The organism is Ruegeria sp. YKSE079 (genome assembly GCF_059612845.1).
Genome location: NZ_JBXWRJ010000012.1, coordinates 1 through 17,350, shown reverse-complemented (window position 1 = coordinate 17,350; position 17,350 = coordinate 1). Strand labels below are relative to the sequence as shown.

Sequence of the window (17,350 nt, the reverse complement as noted above, 5' to 3'; positions counted from 1 at the left end):
CCGGATGGGATTGCGCAGCTTCTTTGACCGGATCGAGCCGCATTTCACCAAGGGCGGCCGGTACGAAAAACTCTTTCCCGTCTACGAGATGGTCGAGAGTTTCATCTATACGCCGAAAACCGTGACCTCGGTCGCGCCCCATGCGCGGTCTTACGTGGATATGAAGCGGATCATGACCTATGTCGTGATCGCCACCATCCCGTGTATCCTGTGGGGACTGTGGAACACCGGCTATCAGGCCAACTCGGCGCTTGCGGTGATGGGGCCCGAGGCCGCGACCGGCTGGCGGATCGCCCTGTTGCAGATGTTCGGCATTTCGCTGGACCCGACCAGCATGTTTGCCAATTTCATGCACGGATTGCTGTATTTCCTGCCGATCTACATCGTCACGCTGGTGGCAGGCGGGATTTTCGAGGTGATCTTTGCCACCGTGCGCGGGCACGAGGTGAACGAAGGGTTCCTTGTGACCTCAATGCTTTATGCGCTGATCATGCCCGCCACGACGCCCTTGTGGCAGGTGGCGCTGGGGATCATCTTTGGCGTCGTGATCGGCAAAGAGGTGTTTGGCGGTACCGGCAAGAACTTCCTCAACCCGGCATTGGTGGGGCGGGCGTTCCTGTATTTCGCCTATCCTGCGAACATGTCGGGCGATGCGGTCTGGACCCCGGTCGACGGGTTTTCCGGTGCGACGGCTCTGGCGGTGTCGGCCGCCGAAGGATATCAGGCGCTGGCCGCTGACGGCATTACCTGGTGGAGCGCGTTTTACGGCACCATCCAAGGCAGCATCGGGGAAACCTCGACACTGGCCTGCATGATCGGTCTGGCCTTCCTGCTGATTACCAAGATCGCCAATTACCGCCTGATATTGGGCTGTCTGGCGGGCACCATCGCATTCACCTGGCTGCTGAACCTGATCGGGTCCGAGACGAACCCGATGTTCGCAATGCCGTGGTACTGGCACGTCGTGCTGGGCGGCTACGCCTTTGGCCTCGCCTTCATGGTGACCGAGCCGGTTTCGGCCAGCCACACCAATGTGGGCCGATACGTCTATGGCGCGCTGATCGGTGTCATGGTTGTGTTGATCCGTGTGGTGAACCCGGCTTTCCCCGAAGGCATGATGCTGGCCATCCTGTTCGGCAACGTCTTTGCGCCGCTGATCGACTATTTCGTGGTGCAGGCCAATATCAAACGGAGGGCGCGTCGCCATGTCTGATACGCAATCCCCTGAACCCAAGGGCGCGATTGCCCGGTTTCTGGCGGCCTCGCCGGATTCGGTGGGCAAGACGATCTTCATCGCCGTGGCGGTCTGCCTTGTTGCTTCGATGATCGTGTCGGCCGCGGCAGTGAGCCTGCGCCCGGTGCAGGAGGCCAACAAGCTGAAGGACAAGCAGGTCAACATCCTGCAGGTGGCGGGGGTGTATGAACCCGGCGTCAATATCACCGAAGCATTTGCCGCATTCGAGCCGCATGTGCTGGATCTGGCAACGGGCGATTTTGTGGACGATCAGCTTGACCCGACCACCTTTGATGATATGGCCGCTGCCGGTGATCCGGACCTGAGCGTCGCGCTTGACGACGACCCTGCAAGCATTGGCCGCAAGGCCAAATACCGGGTGATCTATCTGCTGCGCGACGACGCGGGGGCGTTGGACAAGGTGATCCTGCCGCTGCATGGCTATGGGTTGTGGTCCACTCTGTACGGTTTCATCGCGCTGGAGAATAACGGCAACGATATCTATGGCCTGCAATTCTATCAGCATGGTGAAACGCCCGGTTTGGGTGCCGAGGTGGACAACCCGCGCTGGAAGGCACTGTGGAACGGCAAGAAGCTGCGCGACGACGCGGGTGTGTTGCAGATCACCGTCGCCAAGTCGCAGCCTGCGGCCGGGCCCGAATTTTTCGTCGACGCGCTTGCGGGCGCGACCCTGACATCGCGCGGGGTCGACAACCTTGTGAAATTCTGGATGGGCGATGCGGGTTACGCGCCGTTCCTGGCCAAGTTGCAAGCAGGAGAGATCTGATGTCGCAGACCAAGAAAGAGCTGCTGGTCGACCCCCTTGTCGACAACAACCCGATCACCTTGCAGGTGCTGGGTATCTGTTCGGCACTGGCTGTAACATCATCACTGCAAGTGGCCTTTGTCATGGCCATAGCGGTGACGTCGGTGACGGCGTTTTCGTCGATGTTCATCTCGATGCTGCGCAACCAGATTCCCGGCTCGATCCGGATCATCGTGCAGATGGTGATCATCGCGTCGTTGGTGATTCTGGTGGATCAGATCCTCAAGGCCTATGCCTTTCAGATTTCCAAGACGCTGTCGGTGTTCGTCGGCCTGATCATCACCAACTGCATCGTTATGGGCCGCGCCGAGGCATTCGCCATGAAGAACCCGCCGGTGGCGTCGTTCATCGACGGTCTGGGCAATGGCATGGGCTATGGCCTGATCCTGATGCTGGTGGGCATCATCCGCGAATTGTTCGGATCGGGCAGCCTGTTCGGCGTTACGATCCTGCAGACGGTAAACAATGGCGGCTGGTACGTGCCTAACGGGTTGCTGCTGCTGCCGCCGTCTGCGTTTTTCGTGATCGGCCTGCTGATCTGGGCTTTCCGTACGTGGAAGCCGAACCAGGTCGAAGAACGTGATTACAAAATCCAGCAGGTAGAGGCGCACTGATGGAAGGGCTTATCTCTCTGGCCGTGAAGGCCGTCTTTATCGAAAACCTTGCGCTCAGCTTTTTCCTTGGCATGTGTACCTTCATTGCCGTGTCGAAAAAGATTTCGACGGCGCTGGGGCTGGGGATTTCGGTCATGGTGGTGCAGGCCATCACCGTGCCGGCCAACAACCTGTTGCTGTCCTTCCTGCTGAAACCGGGCGCTTTGGCATGGGCCGGGTTCCCGGATGTGGACCTGACCTTTCTCGGGCTGATTTCCTATATCGGCGTGATCGCGGCGATGGTTCAGATCCTCGAGATGATCCTCGATAAGTATTTCCCACCGCTCTACAACGCGCTGGGGATCTTCCTTCCGCTGATCACGGTGAACTGCGCCATTCTGGGCGGCTCGCTGTTCATGGTCGAACGCGACTATAACTTTGCCGAGGCGGCCACCTATGGCGTATCGTCCGGGTTCGGCTGGGCGCTGGCGATTACCGCGATGGCGGGGGTGCGCGAAAAACTGAAATACTCGGACGTGCCGGACGGGCTGCAAGGGCTGGGCATCACCTTTATCACCGCCGGGCTGATGGCGATGGCCTTCATGTCCTTCTCGGGCGTGAAACTGTAAGGGGGGCGTGAGAATGGAAACCTTTTCGCTCGGCGTTGTCCTGTTCACCCTGATCGTTCTGGCGCTTGTGGCCATCATCATGGCCGCACGGTCCAAGCTGGTATCGACCGGAAACGTCAACATCACCATCAACGGTGAGAAAACCATATCGGTTCCTGCGGGCGGCAAGCTGTTGCAGACACTGGCGGCCGAGAAACTGTTCGTGCCATCGGCCTGCGGTGGTGGCGGTACTTGCGCGCAATGCCGTGTGCGTGTGCATTCCGGTGGCGGTTCTATCCTGCCGACCGAAGAAAGCCATATCACCAAGCGCGAAGCATCCTGTGGCGACCGTCTGTCGTGTCAGGTTGCGGTCAAGCAGGATATGGAGATCGAAGTTCCCGAAGAGGTCTTTGGCGTCAAGAAATGGGAATGCACTGTTCGCTCGAACGACAACGTTGCGACCTTCATCAAGGCGCTGACGCTGGATCTGCCCGAGGGCGAGGACGTGAACTTTCGCGCCGGGGGCTATATCCAGATCGAAGCGCCCGCGCACCAACTCTCCTATACTGATTTCGACGTGCAGGAGGAGTATCGCGAGGATTGGGACAAGTTCAATCTGTGGCAGTACAAGTCGGTGGTGAATGAGCCGATCGAACGTGCCTATTCGATGGCGAACTATCCCGAAGAGCGCGGTATGATCATGCTGAACGTTCGCGTCGCCTCGCCGCCGCCGGGGGCCGAAGGCATCCCGCCGGGGCAGATGTCGTCTTATATCTTCAACCTGAAACCGGGTGACAAGGTCACCATTTCCGGCCCGTTCGGCGAGTTCTTTGCCCGCGATACCGACAAGGAGATGGTGTTCATCGGCGGTGGCGCGGGTATGGCGCCGATGCGCAGCCACATCTTCGACCAGCTCAAGCGACTTGGTTCCAAGCGGAAAATTTCGTTCTGGTACGGCGCGCGGTCCCGAAAAGAGATGTTCTTTGTCGAGGATTTCGACACGCTGGCCGCAGAGAATCCGAATTTCGAATGGCACGTGGCGTTGAGTGATCCGCAGCCGGGCGATGACTGGGAAGGTTATACCGGCTTCATCCACAATGTGCTGTTCGAGGAATACCTCAAGAACCATCCGGCACCCGAGGATTGCGAATATTACATGTGTGGTCCGCCGATCATGAACCAGTCGGTCATCAACATGCTGCTGGATCTGGGCGTGGATCGCGAAGACATCATGCTCGACGATTTCGGCGGGTAAGAAAGGACACCGGCGCGACATGCGCCGGTTTTTCGTTGTCGGCGACGGAACCTCTGTTTACGACCGCGCCGCCATTTGATTCCGGTGCGTCGATACTTTCTGGTCAATTTGATCTGGCTCAATACGAGACCTTGAAAATCTCCCTAGCACTCCGATTGCGAACAGGAGATTCACACGCATGGCAAGTTATGCGCCGCAAGGTTCTATTTTCGAACAACTTTCTGCAAAGGTCAGGGATTGCCTGCTGGCCAAGGCGCGCACGCGAACCTTTGATCGCGGCTCGACGATCTGCCTGCAGGGCGAAGCCACCAGAACACTCAAGGTCGTGCAATCGGGCTGGGTGAAGCTGTATCGAATCTCACAAAACGGCGGCGAAGCCATCCTTGCGACGCTGAAGGAAGGGCAAAGCTTTGATGAGATCGCCTCGCTGCAGGGCAGGCACAGTTCGGCATCGGCTCAGGCTGTCAGCGATTGCACAATTCTGTATCTCGATCCGTCGAGCGTCTTTGCATGTCAGGACGCGCATCGTGAGATCATGACCGTCGTGCTGGCGGCCGCATCGGGCCATATCGAGGCGCTGATGGACGATGTCGAGCGGCTGAAGGTCAAAACAGGTGTCGAGCGGCTGTCCGACTATCTGCTCAGCCTGGCCGAAAGCTCGGCAGAGAACGGGGACATCGAGCTGCCGTTCGAGAAAAACCTGCTTGCGGGCAAGCTGGGTATGAAACCGGAAAGCCTGTCGCGGGCGTTCGGTCGTCTCAAGCCGTTTGGCGTGGCGATTCAGCAAAGAAAAGTGACGATCAAGAGTGTCGATGCGCTCCGGTCATTTTCCGAAGGCGTGGAAGGCGGGATGCTTTCGGTGCATTGACGTCTGAATGCACCGAACCTTTGGTTCCCCGCCGAACCGGCGAGAGGGGACTATTTGCCGTAATAGTCGCGATACCAGTCGACGAATTCGGCAAGTCCCTTGCGGATATTGGTCTCGGGCCGATATCCGGTCAGGCGCTGCAGCAGGCTGGTATCGGCCCAGGTGGCGGGCACGTCGCCCTTTTGCATCGGCATATAATTGCGAACGGCCTTCTTGCCGAGCGCATCCTCGATCGCTTCGATGAAATCCAGCAGGCGCACCTTGTCGGAATTGCCGATATTGACGATCCGGAAGGGCGCGATGGGCGAGAGGCTGTCGCCATCCTCGATATCGGCAGCGCTTTCGGGGCGCACCGGCACCGCGTCGATCAACAGGCGGATACCGCGCACCAGATCTTCGACATAGGTAAAATCGCGATACATGTCGCCGTGATTGTAGACGTCGATGGGGCGGTCGTTCAGGATTGCGTCGGTGAACTTGAAATAGGCCAGATCGGGGCGGCCCCAGGTGCCATAGACGGTGAAGAACCGAAACATGGTGGTGGGCAGGTTCCACAGATGGGCATAGGAATGGCCCATCGCCTCGTTCGCCTTTTTGGTCGCGGCATAGATGGTGAGCTGATTGTCGGCCTTGTCCAGTTCGGTGAACGGCATGTCCTCGTTGGCGCCATAGATGGACGAGGTCGAGGCCATCAACAGGTGTTCCACCTGAAGGGTGCGCGCCACTTCCATCACGTTGAAGGTGCCGACGACATTCGATTCGACATAGCTGCGCGGGTTTTCAAGGCTGTAGCGCACCCCCGCCTGGGCGGCGAGATGGATGATGACATCGGGATGAAATTCCTCGGCTACCCGCATCAGGCGCTCGTGATTTTCCAGCATGTCTTCGGTCGCGGTAAATCCCGGTGTCTGCATCAGCATCTGGTGCCGACGGCGTTTCAGGGCGACATCATAGTAATCGGTCATTCCGTCATAGCCGTGCACTCGGAATCCTTCGGCCAAAAGGAGCCTGCACAAATGAAAGCCGATAAACCCCGCAGAACCAGTAACCAGTATGTTTTTCATCTTGTCCCTCATGCCATTGGGCAACCTTGTGAGCCAATTCCTGCGGTTTGGTCAATGTACGGTCGAAATTTTCTTCAGATGTATCCAGCGCAGCGGCGGGCCCGCCGTGGCGTTTCACGGGCATTTGGGGCGCAATGTCAGCAGGCTTGCCACAACAGAACCGGGCTGCCACTATGGCGGGACTGGTTACATGTGTTTTCGCCCGAGACAGGAGGTCGGAGCGATGATTGCGTTGCTTTTCGCGCTTTTGGTTGTTTGCATGATCCTTTCATTCTTCGCGCTGAACCGCGTTGCCTATTCCGTGTTTGCGGTCACGTTTCTGCTCAGCCTCTATTGGTTGAAATACCACGCAACTTCTGTCCTCACGATTCAGTTGTAGGGTGTGCGTATGACGTTGAGTTTTGAAACTTCACGCACTCTGAACGCAGTCGGGATGCTGGCGGTTTGCCTTGTGCTGGCGCTGGCGTTTGTCTTTCAGCTTTGGCTTTATGAACTGCCATGCCCCCTTTGCCTGTTGCAAAGGGTCGGATTTGTTCTGGTTGGGTTCGGGATAGGACTGAACCTGCTTTATGGTCCGCGTGCGCGCCACTATGCGCTGATGCTGATCGCCGCGGTCTATGGTGGCAGCGTGTCCATCCGCCAGATTCTGCTGCATATCGTGCCGGGCACCGGGCATTACGGGTCACCGGTTCTGGGGTTGCACTATTATACCTGGGCAGGGATCGCGTTCTTTCTGGTCATTGTGGGCACATCGGTGATGTTGTTGTCCGAAGGGCAATATGAACGGCCCGCCGATCCGCAATCCGCAAAGCGCTTTGGCGGCAACAGGCTGGCAAAGATTGCTTTCTTCACGATGCTTGCGCTGGCTGTGCTGAACGCAGGCTCGGCGCTTCTGGAATGCGGGCCGACGGTCTGTGCCGATCCGCCGACGGATTACAAGCTGCTGGAGGATGCGGGCACAAGCGGGTCGTGACGCACCCAGGACAAAGAGGAGGAGACGGATGGGATTACTGGGACAACCGTTGGGGTATTATGACTACCTGACCTTTGCGGCGCTGATCCTGTTGCTGGTCGCGTTCATGGCGCTGGTGCTGTTCATCATGGGATTGCCCGGCCGCATCGCCATCAGCCGCAATCACCCTCATGCCGAAGCGGTCAAGATCATGGGCTGGATGGGGTTTCTGGCGGTGGTGCCGTGGGTGCATGCCTTTATCTGGGCCTTCCACGAGGGCGTCACCGTCGATATTCGCCGCAACCCCGATCAAGAGCGCGACGCGATCCGCAAGGAAATCGAACGGCTTGGCGGAAAGGTGAAGCCTGAATATCAGGACCCGCCAACCGACGAAGAGTCCAAGGCGTAACCGATAGTGAGTTGACCCCATATGTTCGTCGCCGTTGGCATCACCCTTTTCTACATCATTTTCGTCTGGTTCATCTTCTTCAAGGCGAAACTGCTGACATTCAACATCTACTGGGGCGTCGTCTCGTTCTGGGTGGGTGCGCATCTGCTGTTGATCTTTCTGGTCGCTCTGCGGTTTTTCCAGCCCTTCTCGGTCGATGCGCATGTGGTGCGTTCGACGATCCAGATCGTGCCCAAGCTGACGCAACCGACGATCCTGAGCGAAGTGCTGGTGACGCCGAACCAGCCGGTCAAGAAGGGTGATCCTCTGTATCGGTTCGACAAGACGATCTTTGAGCTGGCGGTGAATTCGGCCAAGGCGCAACTGGCCGCCGCCGAGCAGAACGTCAAGATCATGGAACAGGATGTAAAGGCCGCGACCGAGGCGGTCGAACGGGCGACGGCACAATTGGGATATGCAGTCAATCAGCGTCAGCGGTACGAGAAACTGGTGCCCGCCGGTGGCGCGCGGCAGGATGAACTGGAACGCTGGGTCGAACAGGTGACCGAGGACGAGGCGCAGGTTCGGCAGGCCGAGGCCAACCAGAAAAAGGCCGAATTGGCACTGGAATCCAATATCGACGGGGTGAATACCGGGGTGGCGCAGGCCCGTGCGCAACTGGCCGAGGCCGAGTACTTTCTGCAGAACACGACGATCTATGCGCCCGAGGATGGAATGATCGTGTCGCAGCAGGCCCGGCCCGGTCTGGTGGTGGGCGACGTCCGCCTTGGGGCCATCGCCAGTTTCGTAACCGACGACAACCCGTACATTCTGGCCACATACCGCCAGCAAAACCTGAAATTCGTGGAGCCGGGGCAGGAGGTCGAGGTCGCCCTTGATCTCTATCCGGGCGAGATACTGCCCGGCAGGGTCGAAGCGGTCTGGTGGGCCACGGCGCAGGGGCAGTATCTGCCGTCAGGGCGTCTGCCCGAGTTTGTGCTGCCCAAGCTGCCGGGCCGGATTGCGGTGCAGATCACGGTGGACCTGCCCGAGGGGCACGAGCTTCCGGCGGGCGGCCATGCGGCGGTGGCGATTTACACGGGGCAGGGGAAAAGCTTTGAGTTTCTGCGCCGGATCAACATACGCTTGTACAGCTTTGCCAACTTTATCCGGCCACTGGATATCTGATGGAGTTTTTTTCGGATGAACCTGGGATGGTGAGACGCGTTCAGGTCAAATTAGCGGGGCTGTGCCTCATGGCGGCGGTGGCCTGTACCCCGGTGGGTCCGAATTTTGTTCGTCCGAACTCGCCGGTCATGAAACAGTGGATCGAGGCCAACAGTCCCGGCGCCAGCCAGCAAAGCGGTTTGACCGCCCGCAGTGCGCCGGTGGTGAAATGGTGGGAGACGTTCAACGATCCGACGCTGAACAAGCTGGTGGCCGAGGCCTATGCCCAGAACCTGACGCTACAGATTGCCGGCGCGCGCGTGTTGCAGGCGCGGGCGCAGTTGGGCATCGCCTTTGGCGAGCTTTACCCGCAATCGCAGGTCGTCGGCGCCTCGGCCACGCGGCGCGAGATCAGCGACAATATCGGCCCGGTGCGCGATATCCGCCGCGTCATTCCGCTGGATACGGAATTTGCGACCTCGGAAGTCGGGTTCGACGCACAGTGGGAACTGGATGTCTGGGGCGCGCAGCGTCGGGGCACGCAGGCGGCCAAGGCCAATCTGGCAGCACAGGTGGCCAATTACGATGATGCGCTGGTAACGCTGACCGGCGATGTCGCGGCGATCTATGTCAACATCCGTGCATTGCAGGAGGCGCTGGCGGTTGCCCGCAGAAATGTCGAACTGCAACAGCAATCCTCTGATCTGGCGCAGCTGCGGTTCAACAACGGCGTCACCACGGAACTGGACGTGCAGGAGGCCACGGCGCTGCTCAACAACACCAAGGCGCTGGTGCCGGGGCTGGAAAGCGATCTGCAGCAGGCCAAGAACGCCCTGGCGGTGCTGCTGGGGGCGCCGCCGTCGCGGATGACCGGCCTGTTGGGCAATTCCGGTCGTATCCCTTCGGGCCGAGCCAATGTGGCGGTCGGCGTTCCGGCCGAGTTGCTGCGCCGCCGCCCTGATATCCGCGCTGCGGAACTGGAGGCCGCCGCGCAATCGGCACAGGTCGGCATCGCGATGGCGGACCTTTACCCGCAATTCATCCTGACCGGTTCCATCGGCTTGCAGGCGTCGTCGGGCAATGACCTGTTCAGTTCCTCAAGTGGCACCAGTCTGGCAAGCGCCGGGGTGGTGTGGAATGTGCTCAACTATGGCCGGATCAAGAACAACGTGCGGGCGCAGGACGCGGCGTTTCAGGCTTTGGTGGCGAATTACCAGAACACGGTTCTGGTTGCGTATTCCGAGGTCGAAAACGCCATGGTCGCCTATAGCGAGGCGCGCAAGCAGGTAGGGTTCTATCAGAAAAGCGTCGAGGCGGCGAAACGCGCCGCCGACATTGCCGTGGCGCAATACGGCGACGGGACGGCGGATTATTCGCGGGTGCTGAACGCGCAGACGGCCCTGCTGCGGTCCGAGGCGGATCTGATCGATGCGCGGGCCTCGGTGTCGGAGAACCTGATCGCCATCTACAAGGGATTGGGCGGCGGCTGGCAGATCCGGCAGGGGCGCGAGTTTTTGCCCGATACGGTTCTGGCCGAGATGGCCTATCGCACCGACTGGGGCGATCTGTTGGAGAAAACCCCGACGGGGGTGAGTCTTGACTGAGGCGGGTGCGGTACGTGACCGGGTTCCTGTCGGGAAAGTGAGGCTTGGATGTTTGCCAATCTGACCGCCGAAACCCTGGCGCGGATGCAGTTTGCCTTTACCGTCTCGTTCCACATCATCTTTCCGGCGCTGTCCATCGGGCTGGCGAGTTTTCTGGCAGTGATGAATGCGCTCTGGCTGACCACAGGCGAGCAGGTCTATCGCACCCTGTTCGATCACTGGCGACGGATATTCGCGGTTGCCTTTGGCATGGGCGTAGTGTCGGGCGTGGTGATGTCGTTTCAGTTTGGCACCAACTGGGCCGGGTTCGCCGACAAGGCCGGCCCGGTGATCGGGCCGCTGATGGCCTATGAGGTTCTGACCGCCTTTTTCCTCGAAGCCGGCTTTCTGGGCATAATGCTGTTCGGGCGCGATCGTGTGGGCAACGGGCTGCATATGTTTGCAACGGCCATGGTGGCGTTTGGCACGCTGTTGTCGGCCACGTGGATTCTGTCGGTGAATTCCTGGATGCAGACGCCTGCGGGGTTCACCACCAACGACGTCGGGCAATTCGTGCCGACCGATTGGGGAGAGGTCATTTTCAACCCCTCGTTCCATTATCGGCTGAGCCACATGGTGCTTGCGGCGTTCCTGACCACCTCGTTGGTGATTGGTGGTGCGTCGGCCTGGGTGTTGCTGCGCGACCGGGCCGACCCGGCGGCGCGGCGCAGTTTTTCGATGGCGATGTGGGCGGTGATCATCCTGGCACCGCTGCAGATGTTTGCGGGCGACGCGCAGGGCCGCAACACGCTGGTTTATCAGCCGGTCAAGGTCATGGCGATCGAGGGGCATTTCGAAAGTTATCCGGATGGCGCACCGCTGGTTCTGTTCGGCATTCCCGATCAGAAGAATCAGCGCATCGACTATGACATCTCGATCCCCAAGCTTTCGAGCCTGATCCTGAAACACGACCTGAACGCGCCGCTGGACGGGCTGGACACGGTGCCTCTTGAAGATCAGCCGCCGGTCGGCATCGTCTTTTTCAGTTTCCGCATCATGGTGGGGCTGGGCGTGACGATCCTGCTGCTGGGTCTTTGGGGCGTGTGGGCGCGCTGGCGCGGGGGGTTGTTTCAGTCCGCATGGCTGCTTCGTGCCGCAGTAGCGCTGGGGCCCGCCGGATTCGTGGCAATACTTGCGGGTTGGGTCACGACCGAGGTCGGGCGGCAGCCTTATACCGTTTACGGGGTGTTGCGCACGTCGGATTCGGTGTCGCCGGTCGAGGCTTCGGCGGTTGCCTCCAGCCTGACGGGGTTCATCGTCGTCTATGGTTTGGTTTTTGCCGCAGGCGTCACCTATATCCTCCGCCTCATGTCCTCAGCACCCGATGTGGGTCTGCCGGAACATGCGGGCAAGCCGGTGAACGTGGCCAGCCGCCATCCGCTGGACAGGAGGGGCTGAGATGCTGGGGATCGAACTTTCGAGCATCTGGGCCGCGCTCATCGCATTCGGGGTTCTTGCCTATGTGGTGCTGGACGGGTTCGACCTGGGGGTCGGAATCCTGTTCCCGGCGGCAAGATCGGCGCGCGAACGGGCGCTGATGATGGAGTCGGTCGTGCCCGTCTGGGATGGCAACGAAACATGGATCGTTCTGGGCGGAGGCGGTTTGTTCGCGGTGTTTCCGCTGGCCTATTCCGTGATCATGCCCGCCCTTTACCTTCCGATTTTCGGGATGCTTCTGGGGTTGGTTCTGCGCGGCGTCGCGTTCGAATTCCGCTGGCGCACGCAGAACTGGCGCTGGTTCTGGGACGCCGCGTTCTGGTGGGGGTCGCTGCAAGCGGGCTTCCTGCAAGGCGTCGTTCTGGGCGGCCTGGTTCAGGGCATATCCGTTACGGGCCGCGAATTCTCCGGGGGGACTTTTGACTGGCTGACTCCGTATTCGATCCTGTGCGGGGTGGCGGTGGTCACGGGCTATGCCCTGCTGGGATCGACCTGGCTGAACCTCAAGCTCGAAGGGGAGTTGCAGGCCCGGATGCGCCATCTGGCGCGCCGTCTGACTTTTGCGGTTCTTGCCTTTATAGCCCTGGTTCTTTGGCGCACCGCCTTGCTGGAGCCGCAGTATCTGGACCGCTGGCTGAGCTGGCCCGCCGCCGCTTATTCGGTTGCGATGCCGCTGCTGGTTCTGGGCACGGGCTGGCGGTTGTTGCATGGCCTTGCGAGCGGGCGGGACCTGAGGCCGTTCCTGTCGGCGCAGTTGTTGTTCGTGATCTGCTATGTCGGGGTCTGTATCAGTTTCTATCCCGACATGGTGCCGCCCTCGCTGAGCATCGCCGAGGCGGCCGCGCCGGACAAAAGCCTGAGGTTCGCGCTGATCGGGGCGCTGATCCTGGTGCCGGTCATCCTGGCCTATTCCGGGTTTTCCTATTGGATCTTCCGGGGCAAGGTCGATCCGTCAAAGAGCTATGACTGATGGGCAGACGTCGTACGTTCACCCGTCTGGGCTGGTTCGTCCTCTATTGGGCGGGAGGAGTCGTGGTGCTGGGAGCGGTGACGCTGCTGATCCGCTGGGCGATCGGCTGACATTACTGAGATACGTGCAGCGCAAAGGCGCCAAGCAGGCCAAACAGGAACACGATCAAAAGCAGCAGCAACGCATCTGCCACCAGCGTGTCGTCCTCGACGTTATCCTTCGATGCGATGTTCCTTTTGATGTGTCGCATGCGCAAATAGGCGAGCACCAGAACCACACCTCCGGCGCCCAGCATCGAGGCCTCGGACCAGAAGGCCGCCTTGTCGCTTCCCAGCCGCGCGGCAACCAGTCCAAAGCCGATGATCCCGATGACCGTCCGAACCCAGGCCAGAAAAGTGCGCTCGTTGGCGGCGTGGTCGCGAAATTTGTCGATCATCGCCGCCTCCTATTTGGCCAGTCCGCGCAGGCCGCCGGAAATCAGGATATTGACCTCGTACAGCACCTGCGCGGCGGCCAGACCGCCGGGACTGGCCAGATAGTTCGGCGTCCATTCCGGGTCGAATTTCTGTTTGAAGGCGCGCAGCCCCTCGAAGTGATAGAAATGCTCGCCATGCTCATAGACCAGCCCGCCGATCCGATTCCAAAGCGAGGCCAGCTGCCGGTTCTCGATCCCGGAGAACGGCGCGGCACCCAGCGAGAACCAGTGAAACCCCTGCTGTGACCCCCACAGCATCATTTCGGCAAACAGTGCGTCCATGACAAAGCTCGGCGCGTCGGGTTCATAGCGCATCAGGTCAAGCGACAGCTCGCTTTTGTGCCCGCCCTGAAACAGGTTGGCAAAGGCCACGATCCTGCCATCCTCGCCATTGCGCAGGACCGCGTGGTCGAAATTGGACATATAGGCATTGGTGAACGCTCCAAGGGCAAAACCCTTTTCCTGGCCTTGCTTGTTGGTCAGCCACCTGTCCGAGATACCGTGCAGTTCGGACAGGATCGCAGGCACGTCCCTGCGCGGCACCACTTCGAACACATAGCCTTCGCGCTCGGCCCGGTTGCGGGCTTGCCGGAACCGTTTCTTGGACGAGCCGTCCAGCGTGAACCCGGTCAGATCGACCCGTGCCACCTCGCCGATCTTCAGGATCGACAGCCCGAGGTCGAGGAAAGTGGGCAGGTACCGGGGCGATACGCTGTAAAAGGCGCATTTCTTGCCTTCGCGGTCGGCCATTTCGCGCAGCTGCCAGATCAGCTGACGCCCGGCCTCTTCGTCGCCGACAGGTTCGCTTTTGGAAATCAGCGAGGCGCCGGTATCGGCATAGGCCAGAAAGGCCGTTTCGTCTGGCGAAATCAGGAACAGCTTGTCGCCGGACAGCGAGATCTGCGACTCGGTATCGGGGCTTTCCAGCGCCAGTTTCCGCACCACCTCGGGGATTTCCGCCGGCGCACTGGTCTTGACCGGCTTGCTGAGGAACGAGTTGAAGGCAACCGCAACCAGGATGATCGCCACTACAAGGCTGGAGCGCAGGAACCGGGAGGCATCGCCGTGCCACGCGAAATCCCACCAGAGCGCATTCTGATAGGCCACGTGGCCATAGGCATACATACCGATCCAGAAGATCGCCGCCATCAGGGCGAGGATGCCGATGAACCACGGGATGTTCAGGCGAAAGATCGACGCGCCGGACACCCGATAGAACGCGCCTCGAAAAAGGCCCAGCAGGGTGATGCTGAACAACATGCAGATGGCTTCTTCGGCATCCAGCCCCTTGTTCAGAGACAGAACAAACCCCACCGCCATCAGCAGCATCGCCACCACCCAGGCGCGGTAAAGCTTGCGGTAAAGGCCGCGCGATACCAGAACCAGCAACAGGCCGACCACGCTGCCCAAAAGGTGCGAGGCTTCGACAAAGGACAGGGGCAGAAAATCGCGCAGCACACCCAGCCGGCTGGTGTCGGCGGGCAGCGCGCCGGAAATCAGCAGGATCACTCCGGCCAGCATCGCCACCGCCGCTGCCGCCATCGGAACCACCGGGCGGGTCATGCGATAGGCCCATGTGGCCGCGCCCTTGACCGCATGTCGTCGGGCGATGGCGCTGGTTATGGCGATGGTAGTGCAGGCCACGAGGAAGGGCACGAACGTATAGACCAGCCGGTAGAGCAGCAGCGCGGCGATCACGTCGGACCGGCCCGACGCGCCCAGCCCGGCAATCAGCGTGGCCTCGAACACGCCGATACCGCCCGGTGCGTGGCTGAGGATGCCGAGTGCGATGGCGGCAATGAAGATGGTGAAGAAATACGGAAAGCTCGAAACCAGATCTGCGGGCATCAGCACCTTGAGCGTCAGCGCCGCCCCCAGGACATCACCGATGGCCGCCAGCGTCAGCAGGGCGGCCAGCCGGAATCCCGGCAGGTCAAAGCCGAAGCCCAGAAAATCGAACCGCCGCGCGCCGCCGGTCAGCCAGCCAAAAAGCAGCGCCAGCGCCACCAGAAAGCCGATGCCGATCACGGTCTCGATCATGTCCGACAGTGGCAGGACAGTGGACAGACCGCTGGGGTGCAGGGTCAACAGAACCCCCAGTATCAGGCACAGCCCCATCCAGAACGCCACCCATGAGGTGGCGATCACCCCCGCCACGCGGCCAAGATCCAACCCGAGCGAGGCATAAATGCGATACCGAACGGCAGTGCCGGTGATATAGGAAAAGCCCAGAAAGTTGGAAATCGCATATCCGCTGGCCCCGGCGATCCCGGCCACGCGGGCCGGAACCTGGCCATCGGCCACGCTGCGCACGGCCAGAATGTCGTAAAACGAGATCGACAGGAAACTGACCGCCGTCCAGACCAGCGCCAGCGCCAATGTGCTCCATTTGCTGTCGGCGACATCCGCCTTGACGTCCGTCCATTTGACATGCGCCGACAGGTCCCGCAGCACGACAAAGGCGATGGCCACGATCACCAGCGGCACCACCAGTTTCAGCAGCGGATGTGCCAGCAGACGGGAAACCCGACCGGGCAGGTCAAGGGGCGGTGTGTCCTGTGTCTGTTCGGTGTTACTCAACGATCATACCCGGTTCCTGCGCTACAAGTGCCGCCCCTGCGCGGGCGCGAGACCTGCAAGCCGTTGGCATCGAAGGTTATCCTCGCACAGTTGACGCAACCTGCCTAGTGTTCGCCGATTGTGGTTCCGGGGGCCTGGTCCGCCGAGACAAGCCGCTGTCGCTGAACGCCCAGGCCTTCGACACCCAGTTCCACCACATCGCCCGGTGACAGATACACTTGCGGATTTTGTCCCATCCCGACACCCGGTGGCGTGCCCGTACTGATCACGTCGCCGGGATGCAGGCTCATGAACTGCGAGACGTAAGAGACAAGCTCGGCCACGCCAAAGATCATCGTGGCCGTGTTGCCGTTCTGGCGGGCCGTCCCGTTGACGTTGAGCCAAAGCTTCAGGTTCTGCGGATCCGGCACTTCGTCAGCTGTCACCAGCCACGGGCCGATGGGGCCGAATGTGTCGGCGCTCTTGCCTTTGACCCACTGGCCCCCGCGCTCCATCTGAAAGCTGCGCTCGGATATGTCGTTGGCAACGCAATAACCGGCGACATGGTTCAGCGCCTCGGCGACAGGCACATATTGCGCCGCGCGGCCGATCACCACCGCAAGCTCGACCTCCCAATCCGTCTTGACGGATCCCCTCGGGATGATCACGTCGTCATTGGGCCCGCAGATGCACGACGTGGCTTTCATGAACAGAATGGGTTCCGTCGGTACCGGCAGCCCCGATTCCGCCGCATGGTCGGAATAGTTCAGGCCGATGCCGATGAACTTGCCCGGCCCGGCAACACAAGGGCCGATTCTTTCGGTATTCGGCAAGACGGGCAGTCCTGCCAGCACCGCCTGACCCAGTTCCGCGAGTTTGGTCGGCTCGAGGTTCGATCCCCCCCAATCCGCCACCAGAGACGAGGCGTCCAGCCGCCGCCCGTCATCGTCCAGAATCGCCGGCTTCTCCTGCCCCGGCTGCCCGATACGCATCAGTTTCATTTCGTCATGTCCGCCTTGCTGTCGACTGTCCCGGCAACCCTAGGGAATTAGGGGCGTCTGGCAAATACTTCCGGGCGCATGCGGGGCCGAAACCGACAGGCCCGATGTAAAGTGCTGCGGTAAAACCGACTCGCGGTACTTGCAGGTGGAGTGAATTCTTGTGCCGCCAAGATGGGCGTCCACAACATATGGTGCGATGGTCCGATTGTTTGGGGTTTTGTTTTGTTATTTTTTGGGATGTGTGTTTGTGGTGTTTGTTTTTTTGGTTTGATTTGGGCGGGTGTATTTCTTGTAAGGTGTTGAAAACAGG

Annotated in this window: 17 protein-coding genes; 13 read left to right on the top strand and 4 right to left on the bottom strand. The window is 60.3% G+C overall.

The genetic code is table 11. The features are described 5' to 3' along the window. Positions 1 to 4: 4 nt before the first annotated feature. The 6 genes from AC2FMY_RS12490 (at position 5) to AC2FMY_RS12465 (ending at position 5,384) form a co-directional block, all read left to right on the top strand. On the top strand, positions 5 to 1,213 hold the full coding sequence (locus AC2FMY_RS12490; protein WP_480750615.1) for an NADH:ubiquinone reductase (Na(+)-transporting) subunit B: 1,209 nt from the start codon (positions 5 to 7) through the stop codon (positions 1,211 to 1,213). Then, complete coding sequence (locus tag AC2FMY_RS12485; RefSeq protein ID WP_496807457.1) at positions 1,206 to 2,021, top strand: Na(+)-translocating NADH-quinone reductase subunit C; 816 nt, start codon at positions 1,206 to 1,208, stop codon at positions 2,019 to 2,021. The genes AC2FMY_RS12490 and AC2FMY_RS12485 overlap by 8 nt, the downstream gene beginning before the upstream one ends. Next, positions 2,021 to 2,674, top strand: coding sequence for an NADH:ubiquinone reductase (Na(+)-transporting) subunit D (locus tag AC2FMY_RS12480; RefSeq protein ID WP_496747153.1), 654 nt, complete (start codon positions 2,021 to 2,023; stop codon positions 2,672 to 2,674). Before AC2FMY_RS12485 ends, AC2FMY_RS12480 begins: the two co-directional genes overlap by 1 nt. Then, entirely contained in the window at positions 2,674 to 3,282 is a 609-nt protein-coding gene (gene nqrE / locus AC2FMY_RS12475; protein ID WP_480750612.1) for an NADH:ubiquinone reductase (Na(+)-transporting) subunit E, read from the top strand. The genes AC2FMY_RS12480 and nqrE overlap by 1 nt, the downstream gene beginning before the upstream one ends. 13 nt (positions 3,283 to 3,295) lie before the next feature. Beyond that, positions 3,296 to 4,516, top strand: coding sequence for an NADH:ubiquinone reductase (Na(+)-transporting) subunit F (nqrF, locus tag AC2FMY_RS12470; protein ID WP_496747155.1), 1,221 nt, complete (start codon positions 3,296 to 3,298; stop codon positions 4,514 to 4,516). Between the two features lie 178 nt (positions 4,517 to 4,694). Continuing rightward, on the top strand, positions 4,695 to 5,384 hold the full coding sequence (locus AC2FMY_RS12465) for a Crp/Fnr family transcriptional regulator (protein ID WP_480750610.1): 690 nt from the start codon (positions 4,695 to 4,697) through the stop codon (positions 5,382 to 5,384). A gap of 50 nt (positions 5,385 to 5,434) precedes the next feature. Here the strand turns inward: AC2FMY_RS12465 and AC2FMY_RS12460 are convergent, their stop codons facing one another. After that, complete coding sequence (locus AC2FMY_RS12460; protein ID WP_496807456.1) at positions 5,435 to 6,448, bottom strand: NAD-dependent epimerase/dehydratase family protein; 1,014 nt, start codon at positions 6,446 to 6,448, stop codon at positions 5,435 to 5,437. 223 nt (positions 6,449 to 6,671) lie between these two features. Between AC2FMY_RS12460 and AC2FMY_RS12455 the strand changes: the two genes are divergently transcribed. From AC2FMY_RS12455 to cydB, 7 genes are read left to right on the top strand one after another with little or no spacing between them, the layout of a single operon-like run. Then, a complete protein-coding gene (locus AC2FMY_RS12455) occupies positions 6,672 to 6,827 on the top strand; it encodes a DUF5993 family protein (RefSeq protein WP_480750608.1) in 156 nt (51 codons plus the stop codon). Positions 6,828 to 6,836: 9 nt separating this feature from the next. Then, positions 6,837 to 7,421 (top strand): disulfide bond formation protein B, encoded by a 585-nt coding sequence (locus AC2FMY_RS12450; protein ID WP_496747159.1) that lies wholly within the window; start codon positions 6,837 to 6,839, stop codon positions 7,419 to 7,421. Positions 7,422 to 7,449: 28 nt separating this feature from the next. Continuing rightward, entirely contained in the window at positions 7,450 to 7,809 is a 360-nt protein-coding gene (locus AC2FMY_RS12445) for a DUF3302 domain-containing protein (RefSeq protein ID WP_480750606.1), read from the top strand. A gap of 21 nt (positions 7,810 to 7,830) precedes the next feature. Then, the gene (locus tag AC2FMY_RS12440) at positions 7,831 to 8,976 is read left to right on the top strand and encodes an HlyD family secretion protein (protein ID WP_496807455.1); all 1,146 of its coding nucleotides are present in this window, start codon (positions 7,831 to 7,833) and stop codon (positions 8,974 to 8,976) included. 26 nt (positions 8,977 to 9,002) lie between these two features. Beyond that, positions 9,003 to 10,559, top strand: coding sequence for an efflux transporter outer membrane subunit (locus AC2FMY_RS12435; protein WP_496747163.1), 1,557 nt, complete (start codon positions 9,003 to 9,005; stop codon positions 10,557 to 10,559). 48 nt (positions 10,560 to 10,607) lie between these two features. Further along, positions 10,608 to 11,996: a cytochrome ubiquinol oxidase subunit I gene (locus tag AC2FMY_RS12430; RefSeq protein WP_480750603.1), complete on the top strand. Its 1,389-nt coding sequence runs from the start codon at positions 10,608 to 10,610 to the stop codon at positions 11,994 to 11,996. 1 nt (position 11,997) lies between these two features. Then, a complete protein-coding gene (gene cydB / locus AC2FMY_RS12425) occupies positions 11,998 to 13,005 on the top strand; it encodes a cytochrome d ubiquinol oxidase subunit II (protein WP_496807454.1) in 1,008 nt (335 codons plus the stop codon). Between the two features lie 112 nt (positions 13,006 to 13,117). Here cydB and AC2FMY_RS12420 read toward each other — a convergent pair whose 3' ends face one another. The 3 genes from AC2FMY_RS12420 to AC2FMY_RS12410 all read right to left on the bottom strand — a co-directional run bounded on the left by AC2FMY_RS12420 (position 13,118) and on the right by AC2FMY_RS12410 (position 17,040). Beyond that, positions 13,118 to 13,441 carry a YidH family protein gene (locus AC2FMY_RS12420; RefSeq protein ID WP_480750601.1) on the bottom strand — a complete coding sequence of 108 codons (324 nt, stop codon included), beginning with the start codon at positions 13,439 to 13,441 and terminating at the stop codon, positions 13,118 to 13,120. Positions 13,442 to 13,450: 9 nt separating this feature from the next. After that, a complete protein-coding gene (gene mprF, locus AC2FMY_RS12415; RefSeq protein ID WP_496747167.1) occupies positions 13,451 to 16,060 on the bottom strand; it encodes a bifunctional lysylphosphatidylglycerol flippase/synthetase MprF in 2,610 nt (869 codons plus the stop codon). Positions 16,061 to 16,164: 104 nt separating this feature from the next. Beyond that, positions 16,165 to 17,040 carry a fumarylacetoacetate hydrolase family protein gene (locus AC2FMY_RS12410; protein ID WP_496747168.1) on the bottom strand — a complete coding sequence of 292 codons (876 nt, stop codon included), beginning with the start codon at positions 17,038 to 17,040 and terminating at the stop codon, positions 16,165 to 16,167. Between the last annotated feature and the right edge of the window lie 310 nt (positions 17,041 to 17,350).